Genomic DNA, 22,512 nt, shown 5'->3' with positions numbered 1-22,512 from the left:
CGCCGCCCCCTGCACCCCCGGGCTCTGGCGGCAAAATCGCCGCTTCGCGGTTCCCTCAGCTTATCCCTTCCGGCTTCGGGTCGGGCGCGAGGCAACGTCCCTGTAAAACCGCGCGGTCTTTTAGTTAACAGCAAAAAACAGTCTTTCTGAAACCGATGAGTCCCCGCTGGAAATCGGCGAGCCGTAGCACGGAAGACAAGGTCAGTCCGCCATGGATGGCGGACTGAGGCGAACCGAGACAGGACGTCGAGTTTCGCCGTGCCGCAGGCTGGAGTCGTAGGCGAGCGCAGTGCGAAGCACCGATTTCCCTGCGGGGCCGCGGGGATTGCGAAGGGGTGCGCGGCCGCACCCCTTGGCCCGTTCACCGGTGATGGAACTTCATATTCCACCTAACGTAAAGTGAACGGAACAGGTGCACTAAACTAGCAAATACGAGCTTATTTAAACGTTGCCCACACCGGTGCATGGTCCGATGGCTTCTCCATCCCACGGATCTCATAATCAATCCCCGTCTCCACGCAGTGCGCCGCCAGCGGCTGGCTTGCCAGCAGCAAATCAATACGCAGCCCACGATTATCGTCAAACCCTTTGGAGCGGTAATCAAACCACGAGAAACGATCGTTGGTTTCTGGATTGGCATTACGGAACGTATCCACCAGACCCCAGCCCAGCAGACGCTGCATCCACTCGCGCTCTTCCGGCAGGAACGAGCACTTACCGGTGCGCAGCCAGCGCTTACGGCTATCTTCGCCAATCCCGATATCGAGATCGGTCGGGCTGATGTTCATATCGCCCATAATCAGCACCGGGTTCTCTTTACTCAGACGGGTTTCCAGATAATCCTGCAAATCCTGATAAAACTTGGTTTTGGCCGGGAATTTGGTTTCATGGTCGCGGCTCTCGCCCTGCGGGAAATAGCCGTTCATCACCGTCACGTTGCCGAAGGGTGACGGCACTTCGGCGATGATCAGACGACGCTGCGCCTCGGGATCATCGGTCGGGAAACCACGGTGCACGGCAATCGGTTCGGCTTTGGTCAGCAGCGCAACGCCATAGTGGCCTTTTTGTCCGTGGTAGAACACGTGGTAACCGAGCTTCGCCACCTCTTCCAGGGGGAACATGTCGTCGTGAACCTTGGTCTCCTGCAGGCCAATCACATCAGGCTGATGTTTTTCAACGATGGCTTGCAGTTGATGAGGGCGGGCGCGCAGGCCGTTGATATTAAAAGAGACAAATTTCATAGTGGTCGTCACTTTACCTGGTGAATTGTGACGGGATAGTAGCAGAATTTAACGTACCTCGCTGCCTTCGCCCGGCGGTATCGCCAATTTCTTTTATTACCGCTGCCATGTTGCAGAGCAAAAACTGCACCAGATTGAGGCAATCTGCGCCGTAATAAGGCGTAAATCTACGATAAATTTCGCAGTTGATCACAAATCCAGAATGATATTTTGTGGATGCATAATATTTCTTAATTTCGCCCTGCAATCATCGCCTGCTGTCACTAATATTCACTTTTTATGCATTTGTGGTGAATAAGTGCCTTTTGTAACTCATTGATATTTCGTTATCGAACCTCGTTTATGCATTTTTACCTCTCGCTGGCACGAACCGTGCAATCTACATTTAAAGGGAAAAACATCAATTCATTAACATAAAATAAACCATTTATTTACTTATCGAGGTCGCTATGTCTCAGTCAATCAGCCGTCAAAATTTTGATCAGTGGATGATGCCGGTTTACGCCCCGGCAGCGTTTATTCCTGTTCGCGGTGAGGGGGCCTGGTTGTGGGATCAAGAGGGCAAAGGCTATATCGATTTTGCTGGCGGTATTGCGGTGAATGCCCTGGGGCATGCGCACCCGGCGATGGTCCGCGCCCTGACCGATCAGGCGACGAAGTTCTGGCATACCGGCAACGGCTATACCAATGAGCCAGCGTTGAAACTGGCTAAGCAGCTGATTGACGCTACCTTTGCTGACCGCATTTTCTTCTGTAACTCCGGGGCCGAGGCCAACGAAGCGGCGCTGAAAACGGCGCGTAAGTTCGCCCACGACCGCTTCGGTGCGCATAAAAGCGGCATTGTAGCCTTCAAGAATGCGTTCCACGGCCGCACGTTGTTTACCGTTACCGCAGGCGGGCAGCCCGCCTATTCTCAGGACTTTGCGCCGCTGCCACCGGATGTCCGTCACGGGGTTTATAACGATCTTGAGTCTGCGCGCATGCTGATTGATGACAGCACCTGTGCGGTGATCGTTGAGCCGATTCAGGGCGAAGGTGGGGTGATCCCGGCGACGCTTGAGTTTTTACGTGAGCTGCGAGAGCTGTGCGATCGCCATCATGCGGTGCTGATTTTCGATGAAGTGCAGACCGGCGTGGGCCGTACCGGCGAATTGTACGCCTATATGCACTACGGCATCACGCCGGATCTGCTGACCACCGCAAAAGCGCTGGGTGGCGGCTTCCCTATTGGCGCAATGCTGTCTCGCGAAGAGATGGCGAGCGTCATGACCGTGGGTACCCACGGCACGACCTACGGTGGTAACCCGCAGGCCTGCGCGGTGGCAGGTGAAGTGCTTTCAATCATTAACACACCTGCGGTACTGAGCGGTGTTAAACAGCGCGAGCAGTGGTTTAAAGAACGGCTACAGGCCATCAACACCCAGTTTGGGTTATTTAAAGAGATACGCGGCATCGGCTTGTTAATTGGTTGCGCGCTGCGTGACGAATACGCCGGGAAAGCGAAGCAGATAAGCCTGCTGGCAGCGGAAGAAGGGCTGATGGTGCTGATTGCTGGGGCAAACGTGGTGCGTTTTGCCCCAGCGCTCATCGTCAAAGAAGAGGACGTGACGCTCGGTCTCAACCGTTTCGCTGCGGCCTGTGAACGTTTTGTCGCGGGAGAGTCATCATGATGATTATCCGTCCCATCGCGTCCGGCGATCTGCCCGGCCTGCTGAAACTGGCCGGAAAAACCGGTGGCGGGCTGACCTCGCTGCCGCAGGATGAACACACGCTGGCGGCGCGAATTGCTCGCTCGCAGGCGACCTGGCAGGGCACGCTGCCGCGCGGCGACCAGGGCTATGTGTTTGTGATGGAAGATACCCGCAGCGGCGACGTGGTGGGCGTGTGCGCCATCGAAGTGGCCGTCGGCATCAATGACCCCTGGTATAACTATCGAGTAGGGACGCTGGTGCATGCATCGAAAGAGCTGAACGTCTATAACGCGCTGCCAACGCTGTTTCTGACCAACGATCACACCGGCAGCAGCGAACTGTGTTCGCTGTTTCTCGACCCGGAATGGCGTAAAGAGAGCAACGGGCACCTGCTGTCATCCTCACGTTTTCTGTTTATGGCGGCGTTCCGCGACTGCTTTAACCACAAGGTGGTGGCAGAGATGCGCGGGGTGATTGACGACCACGGCTATTCACCGTTCTGGGAGAGCCTTGGTAAACGCTTTTTCTCGATGGAGTTTGCCCGCGCGGATTATCTCTGCGGCACCGGGCAGAAGGCGTTTATCGCTGAACTGATGCCAAAACACCCGATCTACACCGATTTTCTCAGTGAAGAGGCGCGGGCGGTGATTGGGCAGGTGCATCCGCAAACGGCGCCCGCGCGCGCCGTGCTCGAAAAAGAAGGCTTCCGCTACCGCGACTATGTCGACATTTTTGACGGCGGCCCGACGCTGGAGTGCGATATCGACCGCGTAAGAGCGGTGCGTAAAAGCCGTCTGGTGACGGTGGCGGCAGGTGAACCGGCAGGGGCCGATTTACCGCTCTGCGTGGTTGCCAACGAACAGTATCAACACTACCGCGCAATGCTGGTTCATGCCGACCCACAGGCAGATGTACTGATTCTGAACGCCGAGCAGTCTGATGCCCTGAACTGTCACCCGGGTGATGCCGTTCGCCTGGTGCGCTTATGCCCTGAGGAGAAAAAATAATGAGCCTATGGATAAATGGTTGCTGGCTGTCTGGTCACGGCGAGGCGCGTCGCAGCGCCAACCCAGTGACGGCAGAAGCGGTATGGCAGGGCAATGACGCAGATGCCGCTCAGGTTGAGCAGGCGGTTGCCGCCGCACGTTCAGCGTTTCCTGCCTGGGCGCGTCGGCCGTTTAGCGAACGTCAGACCATCGTCGAAGGGTTTGCTGCGCTGCTGGAGGCCCATAAAGCCGCACTGACCGACACTATTGCCCGCGAAACCGGCAAGCCGCGCTGGGAAGCGGCCACCGAAGTGACGGCGATGATCAACAAAATTGCCATCTCTATCAAGGCCTACCACAGCCGAACCGGGGAGAGCCATACCGACATGGCCGACGGTGCGGCGACCTTACGCCATCGTCCGCACGGCGTGCTGGCGGTATTTGGCCCCTATAACTTCCCTGGACATCTGCCAAACGGCCATATCGTGCCGGCGCTGCTGGCGGGCAATACGCTGGTGTTTAAGCCGAGTGAACTGACGCCTGCATGCGGCGAGGTGGTGGTTAAGTTGTGGGAGCAGGCTGGGTTACCGGCGGGCGTGCTGAATCTACTTCAGGGCGGGCGGGAAACCGGTGAGGCGCTCAGCGGCCAGTCGGGGCTCGACGGCGTGCTGTTTACCGGCAGTTCGGCAACGGGGTTTCATCTGCATCGTCAGCTTGCCGGGCAGCCACAAAAAATGCTCGCCCTGGAAATGGGCGGTAACAACCCGCTGATTGTCGATGACGTTGCCGATCTGGATGCCGCGGTGCATCTGACCATTCAGTCAGCGTTCGTCACCGCCGGGCAACGCTGCACCTGCGCGCGCCGCCTGCTGGTGAAGCGTGGCGCGCAGGGCGATGCGTTTCTTCAGCGGTTGGTTGAGGTGACGGGGCGCATTATACCGGGCGCGTGGAACGCCGACCCGCAGCCGTTTATCGGCGGGCTTATCTCGCCGCTGGCCGCGGAGCGAGTCTATCAGGCCTGGCAGATGCAGGTAGAAAAAGGCGGCAAAACGCTGCTGGCACCACGGTTACTTAAGCCGGGAACGTCCCTGCTGACACCGGGGATAGTTGAGCTCAGCGAGGCGCACGACATCGCCGATGAAGAGGTCTTTGGGCCGCTGCTTGGGGTATGGCGTTACGATGATTTTGATGAGGCGATTCGGTTGGCTAACGCTACTCGCTACGGCCTCTCCTGCGGGCTTATTTCGCCGGATCGTGAACAATTTGAGCGCCTGCTGCTGGAGGCGCGTGCCGGGATCGTCAACTGGAACAAACCGCTGACGGGTGCGGCGAGCACCGCGCCGTTCGGCGGCACCGGAGCCTCAGGTAACCATCGCCCCGGTGCATGGTACGCCGCGGACTACTGCGCATGGCCAATGGCCAGCCTTGAATCACCGCTACTGACGCTGCCTGCGACCCTCAACCCTGGGCTTGATTTTCAGCATGAGGTGCCATCATGAACGCCTGGGAAGTGAACTTTGACGGCCTGCCGGGGTTAACGCACCATTACGCCGGGCTGTCGTTTGGCAATGAAGCCTCTACGAAGCATCAATATCAGGTCTCTAACCCGCAGCGCGCGGCGAAGCAGGGACTACTAAAGATGAAAGCGCTGGCGGACGCGGGATTTCCGCAAGGGGTGATCCCACCGCAGGAGCGACCGAATGTTGCGCTGCTGCGTCAGCTTGGCTTTAGCGGGCGCGATGAGCAGGTGATCGCCAAAGCGGCAGCGCAGGCACCGGAACTGTTGAGCGCCGCCAGCTCGGCCTCGGCGATGTGGGTGGCGAACGCGGCGACGGTTTGTCCTTCAGCGGATGCATTGGACGGCAAGGTGCACCTGACGGTGGCAAACCTAAACAGCCTGCTGCACCGCGCCAGTGAAGCGCCGACCACTCAGGCCATTCTGGAGGCTATTTTTGCCAATCCCGAACATTTCGCCGTGCACCGCCCGCTGCCTTCGGTGGCGGCATTCGGGGATGAAGGGGCGGCGAACCACAATCGCCTGGGGCGCGACTACGGCCAGCCGGGCGTGCAGCTGTTTGTCTATGGTCGTGACGGCGCACAGGGCAACCAGCCACAGCGCTATCCTGCCCGGCAAACGCGGGCGGCAAGCGAGGCGGTGGCCCGGCTGAACCAGCTCAACCCGAATCAGGCGGTTTTTGCCCAGCAAAATCCGCAGGTCATCGATCGTGGCGTGTTCCATAATGATGTTATCGCGGTAAGCAATCGCCAGGTGTTGTTCTGCCATGCTGAAGCCTTTGTGAACCAGTCCGCGCTGATGGGCGAACTGGCGGAGAAAGTGCCGGGGTTTATGCCGATAGAAGTTCCATCCTCCAGGGTAACGGTGGATGACGCGGTGTCGACCTATCTGTTCAACAGCCAGCTGCTAAGCAAATCTGACGGCAGCATGATGCTGGTACTGCCGGGTGAAGCGCAGGAGCACCCGCGGGTGTGGCGCTACCTTAACGATCTGCTGGCGCAGGATAACCCGATAGACGCACTGCGGGTGTTCGACCTGCGTGAAAGTATGGCCAACGGCGGCGGCCCGGCCTGTCTGCGTCTGCGCGTTGTGCTTACCGAAGCTGAACGCCAGGCGGTGAATCCAGCGGTAATGATGAACGACACGCTGTTCGCCACGCTGAACGATTGGGTTGATTGCTACTACCGGGACCGGCTAACTCAGGCCGATCTTGCCGACCCGCAGCTTTTGCAAGAAGGACGAGAGGCGCTTGACCGCTTAACCCAGATACTGCGTCTGGGCTCGCTCTACCCGTTCCAGCGCTAAGGAGGCGGTATGAAACAGTTTCTGGCCTTGACGCTTGCGGGGAGGCTGCCGGAGCAGCCTGAGGGCGACACGGCGCACTTCCACTGGGAGTGGCGTGAAGCTGGCGTGCTGCAACTGACGCCGCACGAGCCCTGCTCACAGGCGCTGGTGCTGTCAGCGGGCATTCATGGCAATGAAACCGCCCCGGTGGAGATCGTCGACTATCTGCTGAAGGCGCTTTTAAATGGTGAGCTTAAGCTGCACTGGCATCTGCTGGTGGTACTGGGTAACCCACCGGCGCTGCGCGATAACAAGCGCTATTTGCACAGCGATATGAACCGCATGTTCGGTGCGCGCTGGCGGCACTTCCCCGTCAGCGACGAAACCATCCGTGCTGCCAGCCTTGAGCAGACCGTCACCGCATTTTATCAGCGCTGCCCGGCTGAAGTGCGCTGGCATCTGGATTTACATACTGCTATTCGTGGCTCGCATCATCAGCGCTTCGGCGTGCTGCCCGCGCAGGAATCGCCGTGGGAACCGTCGTTTTTACGCTGGCTGGGTTCCGCTGGTCTACAGGCGTTGGTGTTTCATCAGTCGCCCGGCGGTACCTTTACTCACTTTAGCTGTGAATATTTTGGCGCGCTGGCCTGTACTCTTGAACTGGGGAAAGCCAAACCGTTTGGGCAAAATGATCTAAATCAGTTTGCGCTGGTTACGCGGCAGCTCAGGCATTTGCTGGCGGGGGAGATGGGCGGTGGCGCCGACACGGTGCCGCTGTATTATCGTGTGGTGCAGCAGATTACCCGTCGCAGCGCCGACTTCCGGCTGTATATGTCAGCGCAGACGCTAAACTTTACCCCTTTTGCTAAGGGGACGCTGTTGGCGGAAGACGGCGATACGCGTTATGTGGTGTCATCGCCCTGCGAATATGTGCTTTTCCCTAACCCTGATGTCGCATTGGGGCTGCGGGCGGGATTGATGCTGGAACGTTGTCCACCAGCGGATTAATTAAACTGGGCCGCACGCGGGGGGCGCTGCGGCTTTGATTATTTGTGCCAGGATTTATTGCGGATTATTCTTAAGGTTGTGCTTTATTATTAATCATGGCTGCTTTATACTTCTTCAAAATCTCTTCTTAATCAGCTAGTTGATTATTTTTGTTGCAACTATCCACATTTCTTCCTTAATTTCCTCATAATTGGCACGAAATCGTTTTTTACACTTTCATTGTTTTACGCACGCTCTGATTAATTGACGATAAACCCCGTAAAGTTAATCTCGTCAACACGGCGATGCGCCGTCAGAATAACTGAAAGTAAGGATTCGATGATGAAAAAATTAACTGCTCTGTTTGTTGCCTCTACGCTGGCTCTGGGCGCGGCTAACCTGGCTCACGCTGCGGACACCACTTCAGCGACCACCACCGACGCGGCGCAGCCGAACGGTACGATGATGCATCATCACAAAGGCAAAATGGGCCCACGTCATGACATGATGTTCCAGGGGCTGAACCTGACCGATGCGCAGAAACAGCAAGTTCGCGACATCATGAAAGAGGGACGCCAGCACATGAAGCGTCCGCCGCAGGAAGAGATGCGCGAGATGCACAACCTGATCGCCAGCGACAGCTTCGACAAAGCGAAAGCTGAAGCGCAAATCAACAAGATGGAAGCACAGCATAAAGAGATGATGCTGTCTCGTCTGGAAACCCAAAACAAGATTTACAACATCTTAACGCCGGATCAGAAAAAGCAATTTAATGCCAATTTTGAGAAGCGTCTGACAGAACACAAAGCGCATGAAGGTAAAATGCCGCCTGCGCCTGCTGAATAATATCTTCAGCGCACGGTCTTAAGACCGCCGGAGTTGCCCATAAACGCCATCAGGCTATGGGCAGCTCCGGCGGTTTTTTATTGCCGGTAAATCAAGAGATTACTTTTTCCAGAAATCGTCGAACACGGTAATCGGCGTGCGACGTTTGTGCTCGGTCTTCAGATACCAGCCTTCGATAGTTTTGGCGATTTCCACCGGCAGCGTTTTGCCTTCCAGATAGTCATCAATATTGTCGTAGCTGACGCCAAGCGCGGCTTCATCCGGCAGAGAAGGTCGGTCGTCTTCAAGGTCGGCGGTTGGCGCTTTCTTATAAAGGTGCTCTGGGCAGCCAAGCTCGGCCAGCAACAGTTTTCCCTGGCGTTTGTTGAGACGGAAAATCGGGTTGATGTCGGTGCCGCCGTCGCCGTACTTGGTGAAGAAGCCGGTGATGGCTTCGGCCGCATGGTCGGTACCCACGACGACGCCGTGCGTCATGCCGGCGATGCTGTACTGGGCTTTCATACGTTCACGGGCTTTTTCATTGCCGCGAACAAAGTCGCTCAGTTCGATACCGGCCTCGCGCAGCGCCTGTTCGCTGGCGAGCACCGCGCCTTTGATATTGACGGTCAGTACGCGGTCGGGCTGGATAAAGGTAATCGCGTCCTGGCAGTCCTGTTCGTCGGCCTGCACACCGTAAGGCAGACGCACGGCGATAAACTGTAGTGCGCTGTCGCCGGTTTCGGCGCGCAGTTCGTTAATCGCCTGCTGGCACAGTTTGCCGGTAAGGGTAGAGTCCTGACCGCCGCTGATGCCAAGCACTAATGATTTGATAAACGGATAGGTTTTCAGATACGTCTTGAGAAAATCTACGCTGCGGCGGATCTCTTGTTGCGCGTTAATCTGTGGTTTTGCGCCGAGTGCCTGAATGATTTCTTGTTGTAATGCCATTTACCCCTCCGGAATGTGTGTGCCAGCCTGAAAATCGCGTGTCGTTGGCCCATCAGAACAAGGTGTTAAAACTACCTCTTTGACGCTGAAACGACAAGGATCACAATTTTGACTGCTGTATATTAGTCCGATTTACCGTGGGTTACGGTAATCAATGCGCCTTGTAATTTGATAAATAGCAATATTTATTCCAGGCTTAATGGACACCAACAAAAAAGGAGAGGGAAGATGAACAAGAATATAGCAGGGCTTCTGGGTGCAGCAGCGGTAATGACCATGCTGGCAGGCTGTACCGCCTACGACCGGACCGCCGATCAGTTCACGCAACCGGTGGTCAAAGATGTGAAAAAAGGGATGAGCCGCTCTCAGGTGCTGCAGATTGCCGGTAAGCCATCCACTGAAATTAAGATGATTCATGCTCGCGGAACCTGCCAGACCTACATTCTGGGTCAAAGAGATGGTAAAACGGAAACCTACTTTGTGGCGCTGGATGACACCGGCCACGTCATCAACTCTGGCTACCAGACCTGCGCCGAGTATGACACGGACCCTGCCGCCAAGAAGTGATCCTCGTGCATTGATAGGATTCGTACGAAAGCCCGACCCGTGTGTCGGGCTTTTTTATGAGAAATGATGCTTATTTCTTGTCGCGAATTATTTTGAGTAAAGTGTGAAGGTAGTCAAAACGAGAGGTCAATGAGAGACAATTTTTGGGTCTTGAGAATTATCCGTACACAAATTGTTGCCGTATACTCATCCCATAAACAGAAGATAACTCATCTGTTACATACGAGGGTAGTGGGCACATGGAACATCGCCCGGTGATGACAGATTTCACAAGTTGAGGAAGCGTGAATGGAAAAGAAACATATCTATCTATTTTGTTCTGCAGGCATGTCCACTTCATTACTGGTCTCCAAAATGCGAGCTCAGGCTGAGAAATACGAAGTGCCAGTTATTATTGAAGCATTCTCTGAAGCATTCGCTGCAGAAAAAGGCCCAGAAGCAGATGTGGTTCTGCTTGGCCCGCAAATCGGCTATATGCTGAACGATATTAAAAAGATTCTGCCAAACAAGCCGGTTGAAGTTATTGACTCAACTCTCTACGGCAAGGTCGATGGTTTAGGTGTGTTAAAAGCAGCTGTTGCTGCAATTAAGAAGTCAGCTGCGCAGTAATTTTATTTTTAATTTTCCCGTCAAAGAGTTATTTCATAATTAATCGCCGCAATATTGATTGCGGCCTTTTAAGGGTATTTTTCTATGAGTAAAGTGATCGATTCGCTTGAAAAGGTACTCCTTCCTTTTGCTGTTAAAATAGGAAAGCAGCCCCATATCAATGCCATTAAAAACGGTTTTATTAAATTAATGCCGCTGACCCTTGCGGGGGCCATGTTCGTCTTAATTAATAACGTTTTCCTGAGCTTTGGTGAGGGGTCATTCTTTTATTCAATGGGGGTCCGCCTGGATCCATCAACCATTGCGACCTTAGACAGCTTTAAAGCCATCGGCGGTAACGTTTATAACGGTACCTTAGGCATTATGTCGCTGATGGCACCTTTCTTTATCGGCTCTGCGTTAGCAGAAGAACGTAAAGTTGACCCAATGGCAGCAGGCCTGCTGGCGGTAGCGGCATTTATGACCGTCACCCCTTACAGCGTCGGCGATGCCTACGCCGTCGGTGCAAACTGGCTGGGTGGTCAAAACATTATTTCCGGTATGATCATCGGTCTGGTTGTGGCGGAACTGTTCACCTTCGTTATCCGTCGTAACTGGGTGATTACCCTGCCGTCGAGCGTGCCGTCTTCGGTTGCGCGCTCCTTCTCGGCGTTAATTCCGGGCTTCCTGATTCTGTCTATCTTCGGGATCATCTCCTGGATCCTGACCTCTTACGGCAGCAACTTCCACCAGATCATCATGGACTCCATCTCCAAGCCGCTGGCAGCGATGGGTGGCGTGGTAGGTTGGGCGTACGTCGTGTTCAACAGCCTGCTGTGGTTCTTCGGTGTACACGGTTCCCTGGCGCTGACGGCGCTGGATAACGGCATCATGACCCCATGGGCGCTGGAAAACATCGCGCTGTACAACCAGTACGGTTCCGTTGACGCCGCGATCGCCGCTGGCCAGCAGTTCCACTTCTGGGCGAAACCGATGCTCGACTCCTACATCCTGCTGGGTGGTTCCGGTGCGACGTTGGGTCTGATTATCGCTATCTTCATTGCATCCCGTCGCGCTGACCATCGTCAGGTGGCGAAACTGGCTCTGCCATCCGGTATCTTCCAGATTAACGAACCGATTCTGTTTGGTCTGCCGATCATCATGAACCCGGTGATGTTTATCCCGTTCGTACTGGTACAGCCAATTCTGGCAGCTATCACCCTGGCGGCCTACTCGATGGGCATCATCCCGCCGGTGACTAACCTGGCACCGTGGACCATGCCTACCGGCCTGGGGGCGTTCTTCAACAGTAACGGTAGCGTTGCCGCCCTGATTGTTGCGCTGTTCAACCTGGGTGTCTCAACGCTGGTCTACCTGCCATTCGTGATGATTTCGAACAAGGCGCAGGCCACCATTGAAGAAGAAGAAAGCGAAGAAGATATCGCTGCCTCTCTGAAATTCTAATGCCAATGCGGTATGGAGCGAGCCTCCATACCGCCCTCACAAAAGGGAATAGTTATGTTTGATCTGGATAATGTGGTTGCTGAGGACGTGCAGGAAAACGATCTCGAAGAAGTGGTGATGGGCCTGATTATCAACTCAGGGCAGGCACGCAGCCTGGCATACGCCGCGCTGAAACTGGCGAAGCAGGGTGATTTTGAAACCGCGAAAGCCACGATGGAGCAATCCCGCATTGCGCTGAGCGAAGCGCACCGCGTACAGACTCAGCTGATTGAGAGCGACGAAGGCGAAGGCAAAATGAAGGTCAGCCTGGTGCTGGTCCATGCGCAAGATCATCTTATGACGTCAATGTTAGCTCGCGAGCTGGTTGCTGAATTGATCGAACTTCACGAGAAGGTACAATAGGCTTTTCCCTATGAGGCAACCAAAGATGATCACCATGGAAATCAACACCGCCCGAGAACAACAGCTCTTTAACGGTAAAAATTTTCATGTCTTCATCTACAACAAAACGGAAAGTATCAGTGGGTTACACCAGCACGATTACTACGAGTTCACTATCGTACTGACCGGCCGCTATTATCAGGTGATAAACGGTAAACGGGTCATGCTGGAGCGAGGAGACTTTGTCTTCATCCCGATGGGGTCGCATCACCAAAGCTTTTATGAGTTCGGTGCTACGCGCATTCTCAACGTGGGGATCAGCAAAGATTTCTTCGATACGCACTATCAGTCGCTGATTCCGTTTGCGCTGGTTGCTTCGCAAGTCTATTCGATCAAAAGCACGTTTCTGAGTTACATCGAGTCGGTTATTGCCTCACTACACTTTCGCGAAACGGAATTCGACGAATTTATTGAACTGGTTTCCTTCTACGTGATTAATCGCTTACGCCATCACCGGGAAGAGCAGGCGCAGGATGTGACGCCGCCGTGGTTAAAAACCACCGTAGAAGCCATGCACGATAAATTAAAATTTGGTGAAGGCGCGCTGGAAAATATGGTCGCGTTATCCGGGAAAACCCAGGAATATTTAACCCGAGACACCCAGCGCTATTATGGCAAAACGCCGATGCAGATTATTAATGACATCCGCATTAACTTTGCCAAGAAACAACTGGAAATAACCAACTACTCGGTAACCGATATTGCGTATGAGTCAGGTTACAGCAGTCCAAGTCTGTTTATTAAAACATTCAAGAAGCTGACCTCATTCACGCCAAGTAATTATCGGAAGAAACTGACAGTTATCAAATAACGCGCTACGACATTATTTCGTAGTTCTGAAACAAAGCATTTAGCTCACCGCATATTATGCGGCGGGTAAGCCACGTTTAGCTTGTGGATCTCGAGGGAGAAAAGTATGAGCCAGAAATTGAAAGTCGTTACTATTGGTGGTGGTAGCAGCTATACGCCGGAATTACTGGAAGGTTTTCTTAAACGCTATCATGAGCTGCCGGTAACGGAACTGTGGCTGGTTGACGTCGAAGGCGGCCAGGAGAAGCTGGATATTATCCACGCACTGTGCGAGCGCATGGTGGAAAAAGCCGGCGTGCCGATGAAAGTCTATAAGACGCTGAACCGCCGTGAAGCGCTGAAAGACGCCAACTTTGTCACCACCCAGCTGCGCGTAGGCCAGCTGAAAGCCCGTGAAAAAGACGAACGTATTCCGCTGAGCCACGGTTACCTGGGCCAGGAAACTAACGGCGCGGGCGGCCTGTTTAAAGGTCTGCGCACCATTCCGGTGATTTTCGACATCATTAAAGATGTTCAGGAAGTCTGCCCGGACGCGTGGGTTATCAACTTCACTAACCCGGCCGGGATGGTGACAGAAGCGGTTTATCGCCACACTGACTTCAAACGCTTTATCGGCGTGTGCAACATTCCAATCGGCATGAAGATGTTCTTCACCGACGTGCTGCGCCTGACCGAGAAAGACGACCTCTCCATCGACCTGTTCGGCCTGAACCATATGGTGTTCGTGCGTGACGTGCTGGTGAACGGCGAGTCTCGCTTTGCTGAACTGCTGGACGGCGTTGCCTCCGGTACGCTGTCGGCGAATACCGTGAAAAACATCTTCGATATGCCGTTCAGCGAAGGGCTGCTGCGCTCCCTGAACCTGCTGCCATGCTCTTATCTGCTGTACTACTTCAAGCAAAAAGAGATGCTGGCCATCGAAATGGGCGAATACTACAAAGGCGGCGCGCGCGCCCAGGTGGTACAGAAAGTCGAGAAGCAGCTCTTCGAACTGTACAAAAACCCGGATCTGAACGTGAAGCCAAAAGAGCTGGAACTGCGCGGCGGGGCGTATTACTCCGATGCGGCGTGCGAAGTGATCAACGCTATCTACAACGATAAGCAAACTGAACACTACGTCAATATTCCACACCACGGCCACATTGATAACATCCCGGCAGACTGGTCTATTGAAGTGACCTCTATTTTGGGCCGTGATGGTGCAAAACCGCACCCACGCGTGACCCATTTTGATGAAAAAGTGTTGGGCCTTATCCACACCATCAAGGGTTTCGAAGTGGCGGCCAGCCAGGCGGCGTTGAGCGGTGAGTTTAACGACGTGCTGCTGGCGCTGAACTTAAGCCCGCTCATCCACTCTGATAAAGATGCAGAGGTGCTGGCACGCGAATTGATTCTGGCCCATGAAGAATGGCTGCCGAACTTTGCTGCTACCGTGGAGAAACTGAAACAGTGACAGGAGGCATGATGGAACGTCTGTTAATCGTCAATGCCGACGATTTCGGTCTGAGCAAAGGCCAGAACTACGGCATCCTTGATGCCTGCAAGCATGGCCTCGTCACGTCGACAACCGCGCTGGTGAACGGCGCGGCTATCGACCACGCGGCGCGCATCAGCCGCCGCACGCCGGAACTCGCCGTGGGTATGCACTTTGTGCTGACCCTGGGCGAACCGCTGTCATCCATGCCGGGGCTGACCCGCGAGGGTAAACTCGGTAAGTGGATCTGGCAGATGGCGGAAGAGGGCTCGCTGCCGATGGATGAAATTGCCCATGAGCTGGAGTGTCAGTACCGTCGCTTTATCGACCTGTTCGATGCCGAACCGACGCATTTTGACAGTCATCACCATGTGCATATGATCCCGCAAATTTTCCCTCTGGTGGCCGAATTTGCGAAATCGAAAGGCATTGCGCTGCGTATTGACCGCACCATTCCATATCCCTTTGAGATCCCGGAAGGGATACGAAGCACCGCGGCATTCAGCAGCGAGTTCTACGGCGACGCCGTGACCGAAGCGCTGTTCCTGCAGGTACTGGATGCCTCTATGGCGCGCCAGGAGCAGTCTCTGGAAGTGATGTGCCATCCGGCGTTTGTTGACCGGACGATTATGGGCAGCGCGTATTGCTACCCGCGTCTGGATGAGCTGGATGTGCTGACCTCTGAATCGCTGAAGTACGCGATTGCTGAACGAGGTTATCGTCTCGGAACCTACCGCGACGTGTAAGACGTGTCTTGTGTTACCCCCTCAACCCTTGCCCGGCAGCGTTCCTGCCGGGCTTTTTTGTGTATGACGCGCCCGGGCGATTCCTGCTATCATAAGACTTTCCTGCTTTTGCCATTAATGATTGTGAATTTAACTGCTTATGAAACCGCTTCGCCAACAAAAACGGCAGATTATCAGCTATGTACCGCGTACCGAACCCGCTCCGCCCGACCACGCCGTTAAAGTCGAAGGCTTTCGCGACGTCTGGCTTTTGCGCGGCAAGTACGTGGCGTTTGTGCTGATGGGCAACGCGTTTTGTCGCTCGCAGGCGTTCTCTATTCCGGAGTCGGCCCAGCGTTGGGCAGTGCAAATGCGGCAGGAAAGGGATATCGACGCGTAACGGCGTGATACAGATATAAAAAAACCGCGGGTGAAAACCAGCGGTTTTTTTGTTGCCCGGCGAAACGATGTGACGGCGGAGCAATCCCGGAGTCGGCGTTACACCTCGTCCGGGCTACAGGCTAGCGGTGAGCTAACTCGGCGTCTTCTTCACTATTCAGCACGTCTTTGTCGGTCTGGCGCAGCCACTGGCTGGTCAGGGTACCGGCAGTCATGGAACCGCTCACGTTCAGTGCGGTACGGCCCATGTCAATCAGCGGCTCAACGGAAATCAGCAGCGCAACCAGCGTCACCGGCAGACCCATCGCTGGCAGCACGATAAGCGCCGCGAAGGTAGCACCACCACCCACGCCTGCGACACCGGCGGAGCTGACGGTTACGATGCCGACGAGCGTAGCAATCCAGACTGGATCCAGCGGGTTAATGCCTACGGTTGGCGCAACCATCACCGCCAGCATTGCCGGGTAGAGGCCAGCACAACCGTTCTGACCAATGGTGGCACCAAAGGAAGCAGAGAAACTCGCGATAGACTCCGGCACGCCCAGACGACGGGTCTGTGCTTCCACGTTCAGTGGAATGGATGCGGCGCTGGAACGGCTGGTGAAGGCGAAGGTCAGCACCGGCCAGACTTTGCGGAAGTACTTCAGCGGGCTTACGCCGTTGGCGCCCAGCAGAAGGCCGTGTACCACGAACATAATCAGCAGGCCGAGGTAAGAGGCGATAACAAAGCTGCCCAGCTTGATGATGTCCTGCAGGTTAGAACCGGCTACCACTTTGGTCATCAGCGCCAGCACGCCGTATGGCGTGAGCTGCATGACGAGGCGAACCAGCTTCATCACCCAGCCCTGCAGGGTATCGATAGCGGTCAGAACGCGCTTGCCTTTCGGCTCGTCATCTTTCAGCAGCTTCAGCGCGGCTACGCCGAGGAAGGCGGAGAAGATAACGATGCTGATGATGGAGGTTGGGTTAGCGCCTGTCAGATCGGCAAACGGGTTTTTCGGCACGAAGGAGAGCAGCAGCTGCGGTACGGTCAGGTCAGCAAGCTTACCGACGTAGTTGCTCTGAATGGCGTTCAGACGCGCGGTTTCCGCAGAACCCTGTACCAGACCTTCAGCGGTCAGGCCGAACAGGTTGGTGACCAGCACGCCGACCAGCGCCGCAATCAGCGTGGTGAACAGCAGCGTACCGATGGTCAGGAAGCTGATTTTACCGAGCTGAGAGGCGTTATGCAGACGGGCAACGGCGCTCAGAATCGAGGCGAAGACCAGTGGCATAACAATCATCTGCAGCAGCTGTACATAGCCGTTGCCGACAATGTTGAACCACTGGATGGAATCTTTCAGCACCGGATTATCGGAACCGTAGATCAGCTGTAAGGCGAGGCCGAAGACCACACCAATGACCAGGCCAACCAGCACTTTTTTAGCCAGACTCCACTGCTTATGGCGAGTCTGCGCCAGAGCAAACAGCAGTACCACGAACACGATAATGTTCGCTATTAATGGAAAATTCATCCCCGTTCTCCTGAAGTATTATCCACGGCGTTCAGCGGCAATAGAGAAAGCCGCGACGCGTGTTTTTTTAGATCAAATCCGTAAAGATTTGTCTGGATGTGAGAAGGTTAACAGAAGTGCATTAGTCCGCTTATATCCAAATGGAATGGATTATGCCAAAAGTGTGATTTCCGCTGGATTATTGTTCAACGTGGCGACCAATAAAGCGATTGAAGTCCGTCTGCAGCATATTGATCATCGACGATGACCAGCGCACCGCGCCGTTGTCCGGCAGCGACTGGGGCATAAAGACGGCGTAGGCGAACAGCGCCATGCACAGCACGCGCTCCAGTTGGTTGCCTTTGCGCGGCGCGAGAATTGGCAAACGAAAACGCCAGCGGCATGGCCAGAGCAGCGGCACGCCCGCAGGGGTAAGCATATCGGCAAGAATATGGCTGAGATAGCCCAGCACCATGCCCTGAACCGCATCGGCCGGAACAATCCAGCTGTCGGGCACTTTCAGATAGAACAGCGTCAGCGCGCCAAAAACGGCGAGCAGGCTGTGGGTGAAACCGCGGTGGCCGCAGAGTCGCGCGATGGGTTTTGAGAGCCAGCTAAGCCGCTGCCCGAGCAGCGAGCGCGGGTGATCGATATCCGGGAGCAGACAGGTCAATATCGCCGACGGCACAATATGCCACCAGTCCCCCTGAGCGAGAACTGGCGTGAGCTCGGCATTTTTAGCAAACACCGCGCAGGCGATGGAAAAGAGCAGATGACCTTCCGCCGTCATGATAAAACCCGTTATTCTGTAAATTCATACAGTATAGGGTTTTTATACAGTAGGCGGAAGAGGTTACAGTGTAACTCTTTGTCAAAAATTAGCGCGCCAGCCAGCCACCGTCGACGGCAATGGTGTAGCCATTGATGTAATCAGAGGCGGATGAGGCGAGGAAGACCACCGGGCCTTTCAGATCGTCCGGCGAACCCCAGCGTCCCGCCGGGATGCGGTCGAGGATTTCTTTGCTGCGTTCGGCGTCTTCGCGCAGCTGCTGGGTATTGTTGGTCGCCATATATCCCGGCGCAATGGCGTTAACGTTAATCTGGTGCTGAGCCCATTCGTTAGCCAACAGGCGAGTAATGCCGAGCACGCCGCTTTTTGAGGCGGTGTAGGATGGCACACGAATGCCGCCCTGGAAAGAGAGCATCGAGGCAATATTAATAATTTTTCCGCCATCGCCCTGTTTCAAAAACTGCTTCGCAACGGCCTGGGAAAGGAAGAATACCGATTTGATATTGAGGTTCATCACCTCATCCCAGTCCTTTTCGCTAAAGGAGAGGGCATCTTCCCGGCGAATAGTCCCGGCATTGTTGACCAGAATATCGATACGCCCGGCAGCGGCTATGGCGGCAGGCACAATATCGGCGATGCTTTCAGGCTGGCTGAGATCGGCCTGAATACTGTAAAGGCGTCGGCCCAGCGCTGCGACTTTTTCCGCAGTCTCCTGCGGTATTCGGCGACTAACGCTGACAATATCGCACCCGGCTTCCGCCAGTCCCAGCGCCATGCCCTGGCCCAAACCTTTATCGCACCCGGTCACGAGCGCCACTTTACCTTGCAGATTAAAAGCGTGAAGAATCATGTCGACCCCTGTATGCGGTTTTTATCGTTATGAGATGACCTACAGGGCTAAAGCATAGAAGGGTAGAATCGAATATTCAAATAAAAATAAAACAGCGTTTCATTTTTTATGATGAAGGTATCATTTGCGGGCATAATGAATGCCCGCAAATGATTATCCGAGCAGATTTTCGCGGGTCAGAAATTCCAGCGTCGGTAGCTTGACGTCCGCCAGGCTGAAACGCGGATCGAGCTGGCTTTCAGCAGCGGGCACGACAATAGAGCGCATACGCGCCGCTTTGCTGGCAATCATACCGTTGACAGAATCTTCCAGCGCCACGCACTGCAGTGGGCTAACGCCGAGTTCGGCCGCGCAGTTGAGGTAAACCAGCGGGTGCGGTTTGCTGTAATCGAGTTTGTCGGCGGAGGCCAGCGCGTCAAACTGATGGCGCAGGTCGAACATGGTCAGTACTTTTTCCAGCATATATAGCGGGGAGGCCGACGCGAGGCCCACTTTCAGCCCCTGTGCTTTGCACAGCGCGACGGCTTCGCGGACGCCCGGCAGCAGCGGACGTTTTTCTTCCACCAGTGAAATGACGCGCGAAATAATACGTTCTACGACGGTGGCACAGTCTGGCCCCGTCCACGGCTGTTGCCCAAACCAGAGATCCACCACCAGATCGATGCGCAGACCGCGGGTATCCGGAAGCTCATGACGGCGGGTGAAATCCACGCCCAGTGCGCCGAGAATTTCGTGTTCGCTCTGTTCCCACAACGGTTCTGAATCAATCAACAAGCCATCCATATCGAAAATCGCGGCACGTATTTGACGCTCGGTGGACATAACTTCCTCTCCTTTAGGGTAACAAGTTCAGCAATGGTATATCATATCGCGCGTAAAGTCGGGCGAAAGTCACCTTCTACGGATAGACTCAATATGCACGTAGCCCGAGAACAGGCGTCTTAACAAGGGGAACCCATGACGTATCAACAAGCTGGACGCATTGCCATCCTGAAGCGGATTGCCGGGTGGGTTATCTTTATACCCGCGGTGATCTCAACGCTGATTTCCGTACTCAAATTTATGTACGAGCACAGCGCTAAACAACCGGGAATCGATGCCGTCATGATGGATTTCGTGCACGTGATGGTCGAAATGATGCGTTTCAATACGCCATTCTTAAATATCTTCTGGTACAACTCGCCGCAGCCGGATTTTAACAACGGGCTGAACATCATGTTCTGGGTTATCTATGCGCTGATTTTTGTCGCGCTGGCGCTGCAGGACTCCGGTGCGCGGATGTCGCGTCAGGCGAAATATTTGCGGGAAGGGGTGAACGATCAGCTGATTCTGGAGAAGGCGAAAGGGGCGGAAGGGCTCAGTCGTGAAGCGCTGGAAGCACGAGTCGAAGTGCCGCGTCACACGATTCTGGTGCAGTTTTTCCCACTCTATATTTTGCCGATCATCATCATCGTGATTGGCTACTTTGTTTTGAAGGTGCTGGGTTTTCTTTAACGCACGCTGCTGTTTAGCCTACCAACAACAAGCCCGGCGAGTGCCGGGCTTGTTATGTTAAGCCGCTGGAATAGCGCGTGGCTTACCCTGGGGGTCAACCGCGACGTAGATAAACAGCGCCTCTGTGGCCTTGTAGCGTTGGCCAATTGGCTCCGACGATACCTTTTTTACCCACACTTCAATATTGATAGTGACCGACGTGTTGCCACGTTTTACGCAGCGTGCGTAACAGCACACCACATCACCAACCGCAACCGGGCGCAGGAAGGTCATACCATCGACCCGAACGGTGACCACGCGACCGTGAGCCACTTCCTTCGCCATAATGGCGCCGCCAATATCCATTTGCGACATTAACCAACCGCCGAAAATATCACCGTTGGCATTGGTATCCGCAGGCATCGCTAACGTGCGTAACACCAGCTCACCCTGAGGCGCGTCATGTTGTTGTGTCATGGTTCTTCTCTGTACTTACTTATGATCGTCTTGCGGCATATGGCGATAGATGTACACGCCGCTCAGCACGGTGAACACTAGCGTCAGGGCAGTTAAGCCAAACACCTTAAAGTTTACCCAAATTTCCTGTGGTAACCAGAAAGCGATATAGATATTGGCCAGGCCGCAGAGGATAAAGAACACCGCCCAGGCCAGATTCAGCCGTGACCACACGGTTTCTGGCAGGGTGAGCTCTTTGCCCAGCATGCGCTGGATCAGCGGCTTTTTCATCACCCATTGGCTCACCAGCAGCGCGCCAGCAAAGAGGGCATAAATCACCGTCACCTTCCATTTAATAAACTCATCGTTATGGAAGAAAATAGTCAGACCGCCAAACACCGCCACCAGAATAAAGGTGATCAGCGCCATTTTTTCAACTTTGCGATAGCGCACCCAGCTATAAATCAGCACCACGGCGGTGGCCACGATCAGGGCGCTGGTGGCCGCATAGATGTCATAAATCTTGTAAAAGGCGAAGAAAACAACCAGCGGTAAGAAATCCAGAAACTGCTTCATACTTCGATTCCGTAGTTCAGCGCTGCCCACCGATGGGCAGCATCAGTTTATTGACGAATAAGCATATACACGCGGAATAAATAGATCAGCAACAGCGCGGAAACAAGGTTGCTAAGGGTATTTACCACCACGGCGCCGAGGTAAGGCGTCAGCACGGCGAAGCTGGAGGCCATCAGCAGCAGCAGCGTTTTTGCCAGCATCCAACCGATAACCGCCGGTGCGATAAGACGGATATTCGCCCAGCCCAGACGCGTACTGACGCGAACGGCAGAGAACACGCCAAGCTTATCCTGCACCATGATGATTGGCGCAAAGGCCAGCACGATAGCCAGCAGTATGCCGGGCACGATAATCAGCATCATACCCATCTGGATCAGGAAGGTACTGATAAAGATAAGTACAAACAGCTTCGGCAGCACGGGCGCGCTTGCGCCAATAGCACGTAGGGCGCTGACGCGATGCCCTGCGGAGATAAGCTGGATAAGCAGCAAAATTCCGCCCGCGAGAACCGCGTTACCGATGAGCCCCGAAAAAGTTGAAGCCGCTGAGGAACGCAGCAGAACTTGCTGCTGCTCCGGCGTCATGTTCTGTACCAGATCGAACAGACCGGTGCTGCCCGCCAGGTTATCCCCAACGGCCAGCGTCGCCAGCTGATCGTCGCTAGGTGAGAAGGCATGACCGAGCACTACGGTGATAAATGAACAGAGCAAAGCAATCAGTAAGATGGTGACAAACTGATTACGGAAAAAATTACCCGTGTCACGGTATACAGACTGCGCCGTGATAGACATGCACTCTCCTTGAGTATGGCAGGTGTTGATTAGCCGGCAATTGTACCGCAAATCGTGTAGCCGTAGCACGTCCCGCGCGAGCTGGGCTAAGTATATCTTTGTAAAGAGAAACTCACGACAAGGGAGCACGGTGAGCG

Annotated in this window: 24 protein-coding genes; 15 read left to right on the top strand and 9 right to left on the bottom strand. The window is 54.6% G+C overall.

The annotated features are described in order from the left end of the window. Window positions 1–437 precede the first annotated feature (437 nt). A complete protein-coding gene (xthA, locus tag FHC49_RS18990; RefSeq protein ID WP_185665988.1) occupies window positions 438–1,241 on the bottom strand; it encodes an exodeoxyribonuclease III in 804 nt (267 codons plus the stop codon). Between the two features lie 449 nt (window positions 1,242–1,690). Between xthA and FHC49_RS18985 the strand changes: the two genes are divergently transcribed. The 6 genes from FHC49_RS18985 (at window position 1,691) to spy (ending at window position 8,551) form a co-directional block, all read left to right on the top strand. Beyond that, window positions 1,691–2,911: an aspartate aminotransferase family protein gene (locus FHC49_RS18985; protein WP_220440588.1), complete on the top strand. Its 1,221-nt coding sequence runs from the start codon at window positions 1,691–1,693 to the stop codon at window positions 2,909–2,911. Further along, window positions 2,908–3,939 carry an arginine N-succinyltransferase gene (gene astA, locus FHC49_RS18980; RefSeq protein ID WP_220440587.1) on the top strand — a complete coding sequence of 344 codons (1,032 nt, stop codon included), beginning with the start codon at window positions 2,908–2,910 and terminating at the stop codon, window positions 3,937–3,939. Before FHC49_RS18985 ends, astA begins: the two co-directional genes overlap by 4 nt. After that, entirely contained in the window at window positions 3,939–5,417 is a 1,479-nt protein-coding gene (astD, locus tag FHC49_RS18975; RefSeq protein ID WP_220440586.1) for a succinylglutamate-semialdehyde dehydrogenase, read from the top strand. Before astA ends, astD begins: the two co-directional genes overlap by 1 nt. Next, window positions 5,414–6,739 carry an N-succinylarginine dihydrolase gene (gene astB / locus FHC49_RS18970; protein WP_220440585.1) on the top strand — a complete coding sequence of 442 codons (1,326 nt, stop codon included), beginning with the start codon at window positions 5,414–5,416 and terminating at the stop codon, window positions 6,737–6,739. Before astD ends, astB begins: the two co-directional genes overlap by 4 nt. Window positions 6,740–6,748: 9 nt before the next feature. Further along, window positions 6,749–7,726 carry a succinylglutamate desuccinylase gene (astE, locus tag FHC49_RS18965; protein ID WP_220440584.1) on the top strand — a complete coding sequence of 326 codons (978 nt, stop codon included), beginning with the start codon at window positions 6,749–6,751 and terminating at the stop codon, window positions 7,724–7,726. A gap of 318 nt (window positions 7,727–8,044) precedes the next feature. Beyond that, window positions 8,045–8,551 carry an ATP-independent periplasmic protein-refolding chaperone Spy gene (spy, locus tag FHC49_RS18960; protein WP_220440583.1) on the top strand — a complete coding sequence of 169 codons (507 nt, stop codon included), beginning with the start codon at window positions 8,045–8,047 and terminating at the stop codon, window positions 8,549–8,551. Window positions 8,552–8,650: 99 nt separating this feature from the next. On the opposite strand, the gene nadE is transcribed toward spy, so the two are convergent. Next, a complete protein-coding gene (nadE, locus tag FHC49_RS18955) occupies window positions 8,651–9,478 on the bottom strand; it encodes an ammonia-dependent NAD(+) synthetase (RefSeq protein ID WP_220440582.1) in 828 nt (275 codons plus the stop codon). Between the two features lie 228 nt (window positions 9,479–9,706). Between nadE and osmE the strand changes: the two genes are divergently transcribed. From osmE to cedA, 8 genes are all read left to right on the top strand, one after another. Next, complete coding sequence (gene osmE / locus FHC49_RS18950; RefSeq protein ID WP_220440581.1) at window positions 9,707–10,045, top strand: osmotically-inducible lipoprotein OsmE; 339 nt, start codon at window positions 9,707–9,709, stop codon at window positions 10,043–10,045. A gap of 288 nt (window positions 10,046–10,333) precedes the next feature. Further along, the gene (locus FHC49_RS18945; protein ID WP_035897020.1) at window positions 10,334–10,654 is read left to right on the top strand and encodes a PTS sugar transporter subunit IIB; all 321 of its coding nucleotides are present in this window, start codon (window positions 10,334–10,336) and stop codon (window positions 10,652–10,654) included. Between the two features lie 84 nt (window positions 10,655–10,738). Next, a complete protein-coding gene (chbC, locus tag FHC49_RS18940; protein WP_185665997.1) occupies window positions 10,739–12,097 on the top strand; it encodes a PTS N,N'-diacetylchitobiose transporter subunit IIC in 1,359 nt (452 codons plus the stop codon). A 54-nt stretch (window positions 12,098–12,151) separates the two neighbouring features. Beyond that, window positions 12,152–12,499, top strand: a complete 348-nt coding sequence (gene chbA, locus FHC49_RS18935) for a PTS N,N'-diacetylchitobiose transporter subunit IIA (protein WP_035897022.1) — start codon at window positions 12,152–12,154, stop codon at window positions 12,497–12,499. A gap of 25 nt (window positions 12,500–12,524) precedes the next feature. Next, window positions 12,525–13,349: a transcriptional regulator ChbR gene (gene chbR / locus FHC49_RS18930; protein ID WP_220440580.1), complete on the top strand. Its 825-nt coding sequence runs from the start codon at window positions 12,525–12,527 to the stop codon at window positions 13,347–13,349. A gap of 105 nt (window positions 13,350–13,454) precedes the next feature. Next, on the top strand, window positions 13,455–14,801 hold the full coding sequence (locus FHC49_RS18925; RefSeq protein ID WP_185665999.1) for a 6-phospho-beta-glucosidase: 1,347 nt from the start codon (window positions 13,455–13,457) through the stop codon (window positions 14,799–14,801). 11 nt (window positions 14,802–14,812) lie between these two features. Beyond that, entirely contained in the window at window positions 14,813–15,568 is a 756-nt protein-coding gene (gene chbG / locus FHC49_RS18920; protein ID WP_185666000.1) for a chitin disaccharide deacetylase, read from the top strand. 139 nt (window positions 15,569–15,707) lie between these two features. Further along, window positions 15,708–15,947 carry a cell division activator CedA gene (gene cedA / locus FHC49_RS18915; protein ID WP_220440579.1) on the top strand — a complete coding sequence of 80 codons (240 nt, stop codon included), beginning with the start codon at window positions 15,708–15,710 and terminating at the stop codon, window positions 15,945–15,947. Window positions 15,948–16,068: 121 nt separating this feature from the next. Here cedA and FHC49_RS18910 read toward each other — a convergent pair whose 3' ends face one another. The 4 genes from FHC49_RS18910 to hxpB all read right to left on the bottom strand — a co-directional run bounded on the left by FHC49_RS18910 (window position 16,069) and on the right by hxpB (window position 19,901). After that, window positions 16,069–17,460, bottom strand: coding sequence for an L-cystine transporter (locus FHC49_RS18910; RefSeq protein ID WP_185666002.1), 1,392 nt, complete (start codon window positions 17,458–17,460; stop codon window positions 16,069–16,071). 178 nt (window positions 17,461–17,638) lie between these two features. After that, complete coding sequence (locus FHC49_RS18905; RefSeq protein ID WP_185666003.1) at window positions 17,639–18,229, bottom strand: metal-dependent hydrolase; 591 nt, start codon at window positions 18,227–18,229, stop codon at window positions 17,639–17,641. An 88-nt stretch (window positions 18,230–18,317) separates the two neighbouring features. Beyond that, on the bottom strand, window positions 18,318–19,079 hold the full coding sequence (kduD, locus tag FHC49_RS18900; RefSeq protein WP_220440578.1) for a 2-dehydro-3-deoxy-D-gluconate 5-dehydrogenase KduD: 762 nt from the start codon (window positions 19,077–19,079) through the stop codon (window positions 18,318–18,320). 153 nt (window positions 19,080–19,232) lie between these two features. Continuing rightward, window positions 19,233–19,901, bottom strand: coding sequence for a hexitol phosphatase HxpB (gene hxpB, locus FHC49_RS18895; RefSeq protein WP_185666005.1), 669 nt, complete (start codon window positions 19,899–19,901; stop codon window positions 19,233–19,235). A 135-nt stretch (window positions 19,902–20,036) separates the two neighbouring features. Between hxpB and FHC49_RS18890 the strand changes: the two genes are divergently transcribed. Beyond that, the gene (locus tag FHC49_RS18890) at window positions 20,037–20,573 is read left to right on the top strand and encodes a YniB family protein (protein ID WP_220440577.1); all 537 of its coding nucleotides are present in this window, start codon (window positions 20,037–20,039) and stop codon (window positions 20,571–20,573) included. Between the two features lie 57 nt (window positions 20,574–20,630). Here the strand turns inward: FHC49_RS18890 and yciA are convergent, their stop codons facing one another. The 3 genes from yciA to FHC49_RS18875 are packed head-to-tail and all read right to left on the bottom strand — an operon-like array spanning window position 20,631 to window position 22,375. Next, the gene (yciA, locus tag FHC49_RS18885; RefSeq protein ID WP_185666007.1) at window positions 20,631–21,029 is read right to left on the bottom strand and encodes an acyl-CoA thioester hydrolase YciA; all 399 of its coding nucleotides are present in this window, start codon (window positions 21,027–21,029) and stop codon (window positions 20,631–20,633) included. 15 nt (window positions 21,030–21,044) lie between these two features. Beyond that, window positions 21,045–21,584 (bottom strand): septation protein A, encoded by a 540-nt coding sequence (locus FHC49_RS18880; protein WP_185666008.1) that lies wholly within the window; start codon window positions 21,582–21,584, stop codon window positions 21,045–21,047. A gap of 47 nt (window positions 21,585–21,631) precedes the next feature. Next, complete coding sequence (locus FHC49_RS18875; RefSeq protein WP_220440576.1) at window positions 21,632–22,375, bottom strand: YciC family protein; 744 nt, start codon at window positions 22,373–22,375, stop codon at window positions 21,632–21,634. Window positions 22,376–22,512: the final 137 nt, after the last annotated feature.

Source organism: Kluyvera sp. EC_51, assembly GCF_019584505.1.
Taxonomy (GTDB): Bacteria; Pseudomonadota; Gammaproteobacteria; order Enterobacterales; family Enterobacteriaceae; genus Kluyvera; species Kluyvera sichuanensis.
Note: the sequence above shows the minus strand (reverse complement) of the source record. Positions and strands in the feature narration are given on the sequence as shown.

What these genes read in the sequence shown, in the direction of transcription:
- xthA (WP_185665988.1), bottom strand. Translation starts at nt 1,241, where the DNA reads ATGAAATTTGTCTCTTTTAATATCAACGGCCTGCGCGCCCGCCCTCAT.
- FHC49_RS18985 (WP_220440588.1), top strand. Translation starts at nt 1,691, where the DNA reads ATGTCTCAGTCAATCAGCCGTCAAAATTTTGATCAGTGGATGATGCCG.
- astA (WP_220440587.1), top strand. Translation starts at nt 2,908, where the DNA reads ATGATGATTATCCGTCCCATCGCGTCCGGCGATCTGCCCGGCCTGCTG.
- astD (WP_220440586.1), top strand. Translation starts at nt 3,939, where the DNA reads ATGAGCCTATGGATAAATGGTTGCTGGCTGTCTGGTCACGGCGAGGCG.
- astB (WP_220440585.1), top strand. Translation starts at nt 5,414, where the DNA reads ATGAACGCCTGGGAAGTGAACTTTGACGGCCTGCCGGGGTTAACGCAC.
- astE (WP_220440584.1), top strand. Translation starts at nt 6,749, where the DNA reads ATGAAACAGTTTCTGGCCTTGACGCTTGCGGGGAGGCTGCCGGAGCAG.
- spy (WP_220440583.1), top strand. Translation starts at nt 8,045, where the DNA reads ATGATGAAAAAATTAACTGCTCTGTTTGTTGCCTCTACGCTGGCTCTG.
- nadE (WP_220440582.1), bottom strand. Translation starts at nt 9,478, where the DNA reads ATGGCATTACAACAAGAAATCATTCAGGCACTCGGCGCAAAACCACAG.
- osmE (WP_220440581.1), top strand. Translation starts at nt 9,707, where the DNA reads ATGAACAAGAATATAGCAGGGCTTCTGGGTGCAGCAGCGGTAATGACC.
- FHC49_RS18945 (WP_035897020.1), top strand. Translation starts at nt 10,334, where the DNA reads ATGGAAAAGAAACATATCTATCTATTTTGTTCTGCAGGCATGTCCACT.
- chbC (WP_185665997.1), top strand. Translation starts at nt 10,739, where the DNA reads ATGAGTAAAGTGATCGATTCGCTTGAAAAGGTACTCCTTCCTTTTGCT.
- chbA (WP_035897022.1), top strand. Translation starts at nt 12,152, where the DNA reads ATGTTTGATCTGGATAATGTGGTTGCTGAGGACGTGCAGGAAAACGAT.
- chbR (WP_220440580.1), top strand. Translation starts at nt 12,525, where the DNA reads ATGATCACCATGGAAATCAACACCGCCCGAGAACAACAGCTCTTTAAC.
- FHC49_RS18925 (WP_185665999.1), top strand. Translation starts at nt 13,455, where the DNA reads ATGAGCCAGAAATTGAAAGTCGTTACTATTGGTGGTGGTAGCAGCTAT.
- chbG (WP_185666000.1), top strand. Translation starts at nt 14,813, where the DNA reads ATGGAACGTCTGTTAATCGTCAATGCCGACGATTTCGGTCTGAGCAAA.
- cedA (WP_220440579.1), top strand. Translation starts at nt 15,708, where the DNA reads ATGAAACCGCTTCGCCAACAAAAACGGCAGATTATCAGCTATGTACCG.
- FHC49_RS18910 (WP_185666002.1), bottom strand. Translation starts at nt 17,460, where the DNA reads ATGAATTTTCCATTAATAGCGAACATTATCGTGTTCGTGGTACTGCTG.
- FHC49_RS18905 (WP_185666003.1), bottom strand. Translation starts at nt 18,229, where the DNA reads ATGACGGCGGAAGGTCATCTGCTCTTTTCCATCGCCTGCGCGGTGTTT.
- kduD (WP_220440578.1), bottom strand. Translation starts at nt 19,079, where the DNA reads ATGATTCTTCACGCTTTTAATCTGCAAGGTAAAGTGGCGCTCGTGACC.
- hxpB (WP_185666005.1), bottom strand. Translation starts at nt 19,901, where the DNA reads ATGTCCACCGAGCGTCAAATACGTGCCGCGATTTTCGATATGGATGGC.
- FHC49_RS18890 (WP_220440577.1), top strand. Translation starts at nt 20,037, where the DNA reads ATGACGTATCAACAAGCTGGACGCATTGCCATCCTGAAGCGGATTGCC.
- yciA (WP_185666007.1), bottom strand. Translation starts at nt 21,029, where the DNA reads ATGACACAACAACATGACGCGCCTCAGGGTGAGCTGGTGTTACGCACG.
- FHC49_RS18880 (WP_185666008.1), bottom strand. Translation starts at nt 21,584, where the DNA reads ATGAAGCAGTTTCTGGATTTCTTACCGCTGGTTGTTTTCTTCGCCTTT.
- FHC49_RS18875 (WP_220440576.1), bottom strand. Translation starts at nt 22,375, where the DNA reads ATGTCTATCACGGCGCAGTCTGTATACCGTGACACGGGTAATTTTTTC.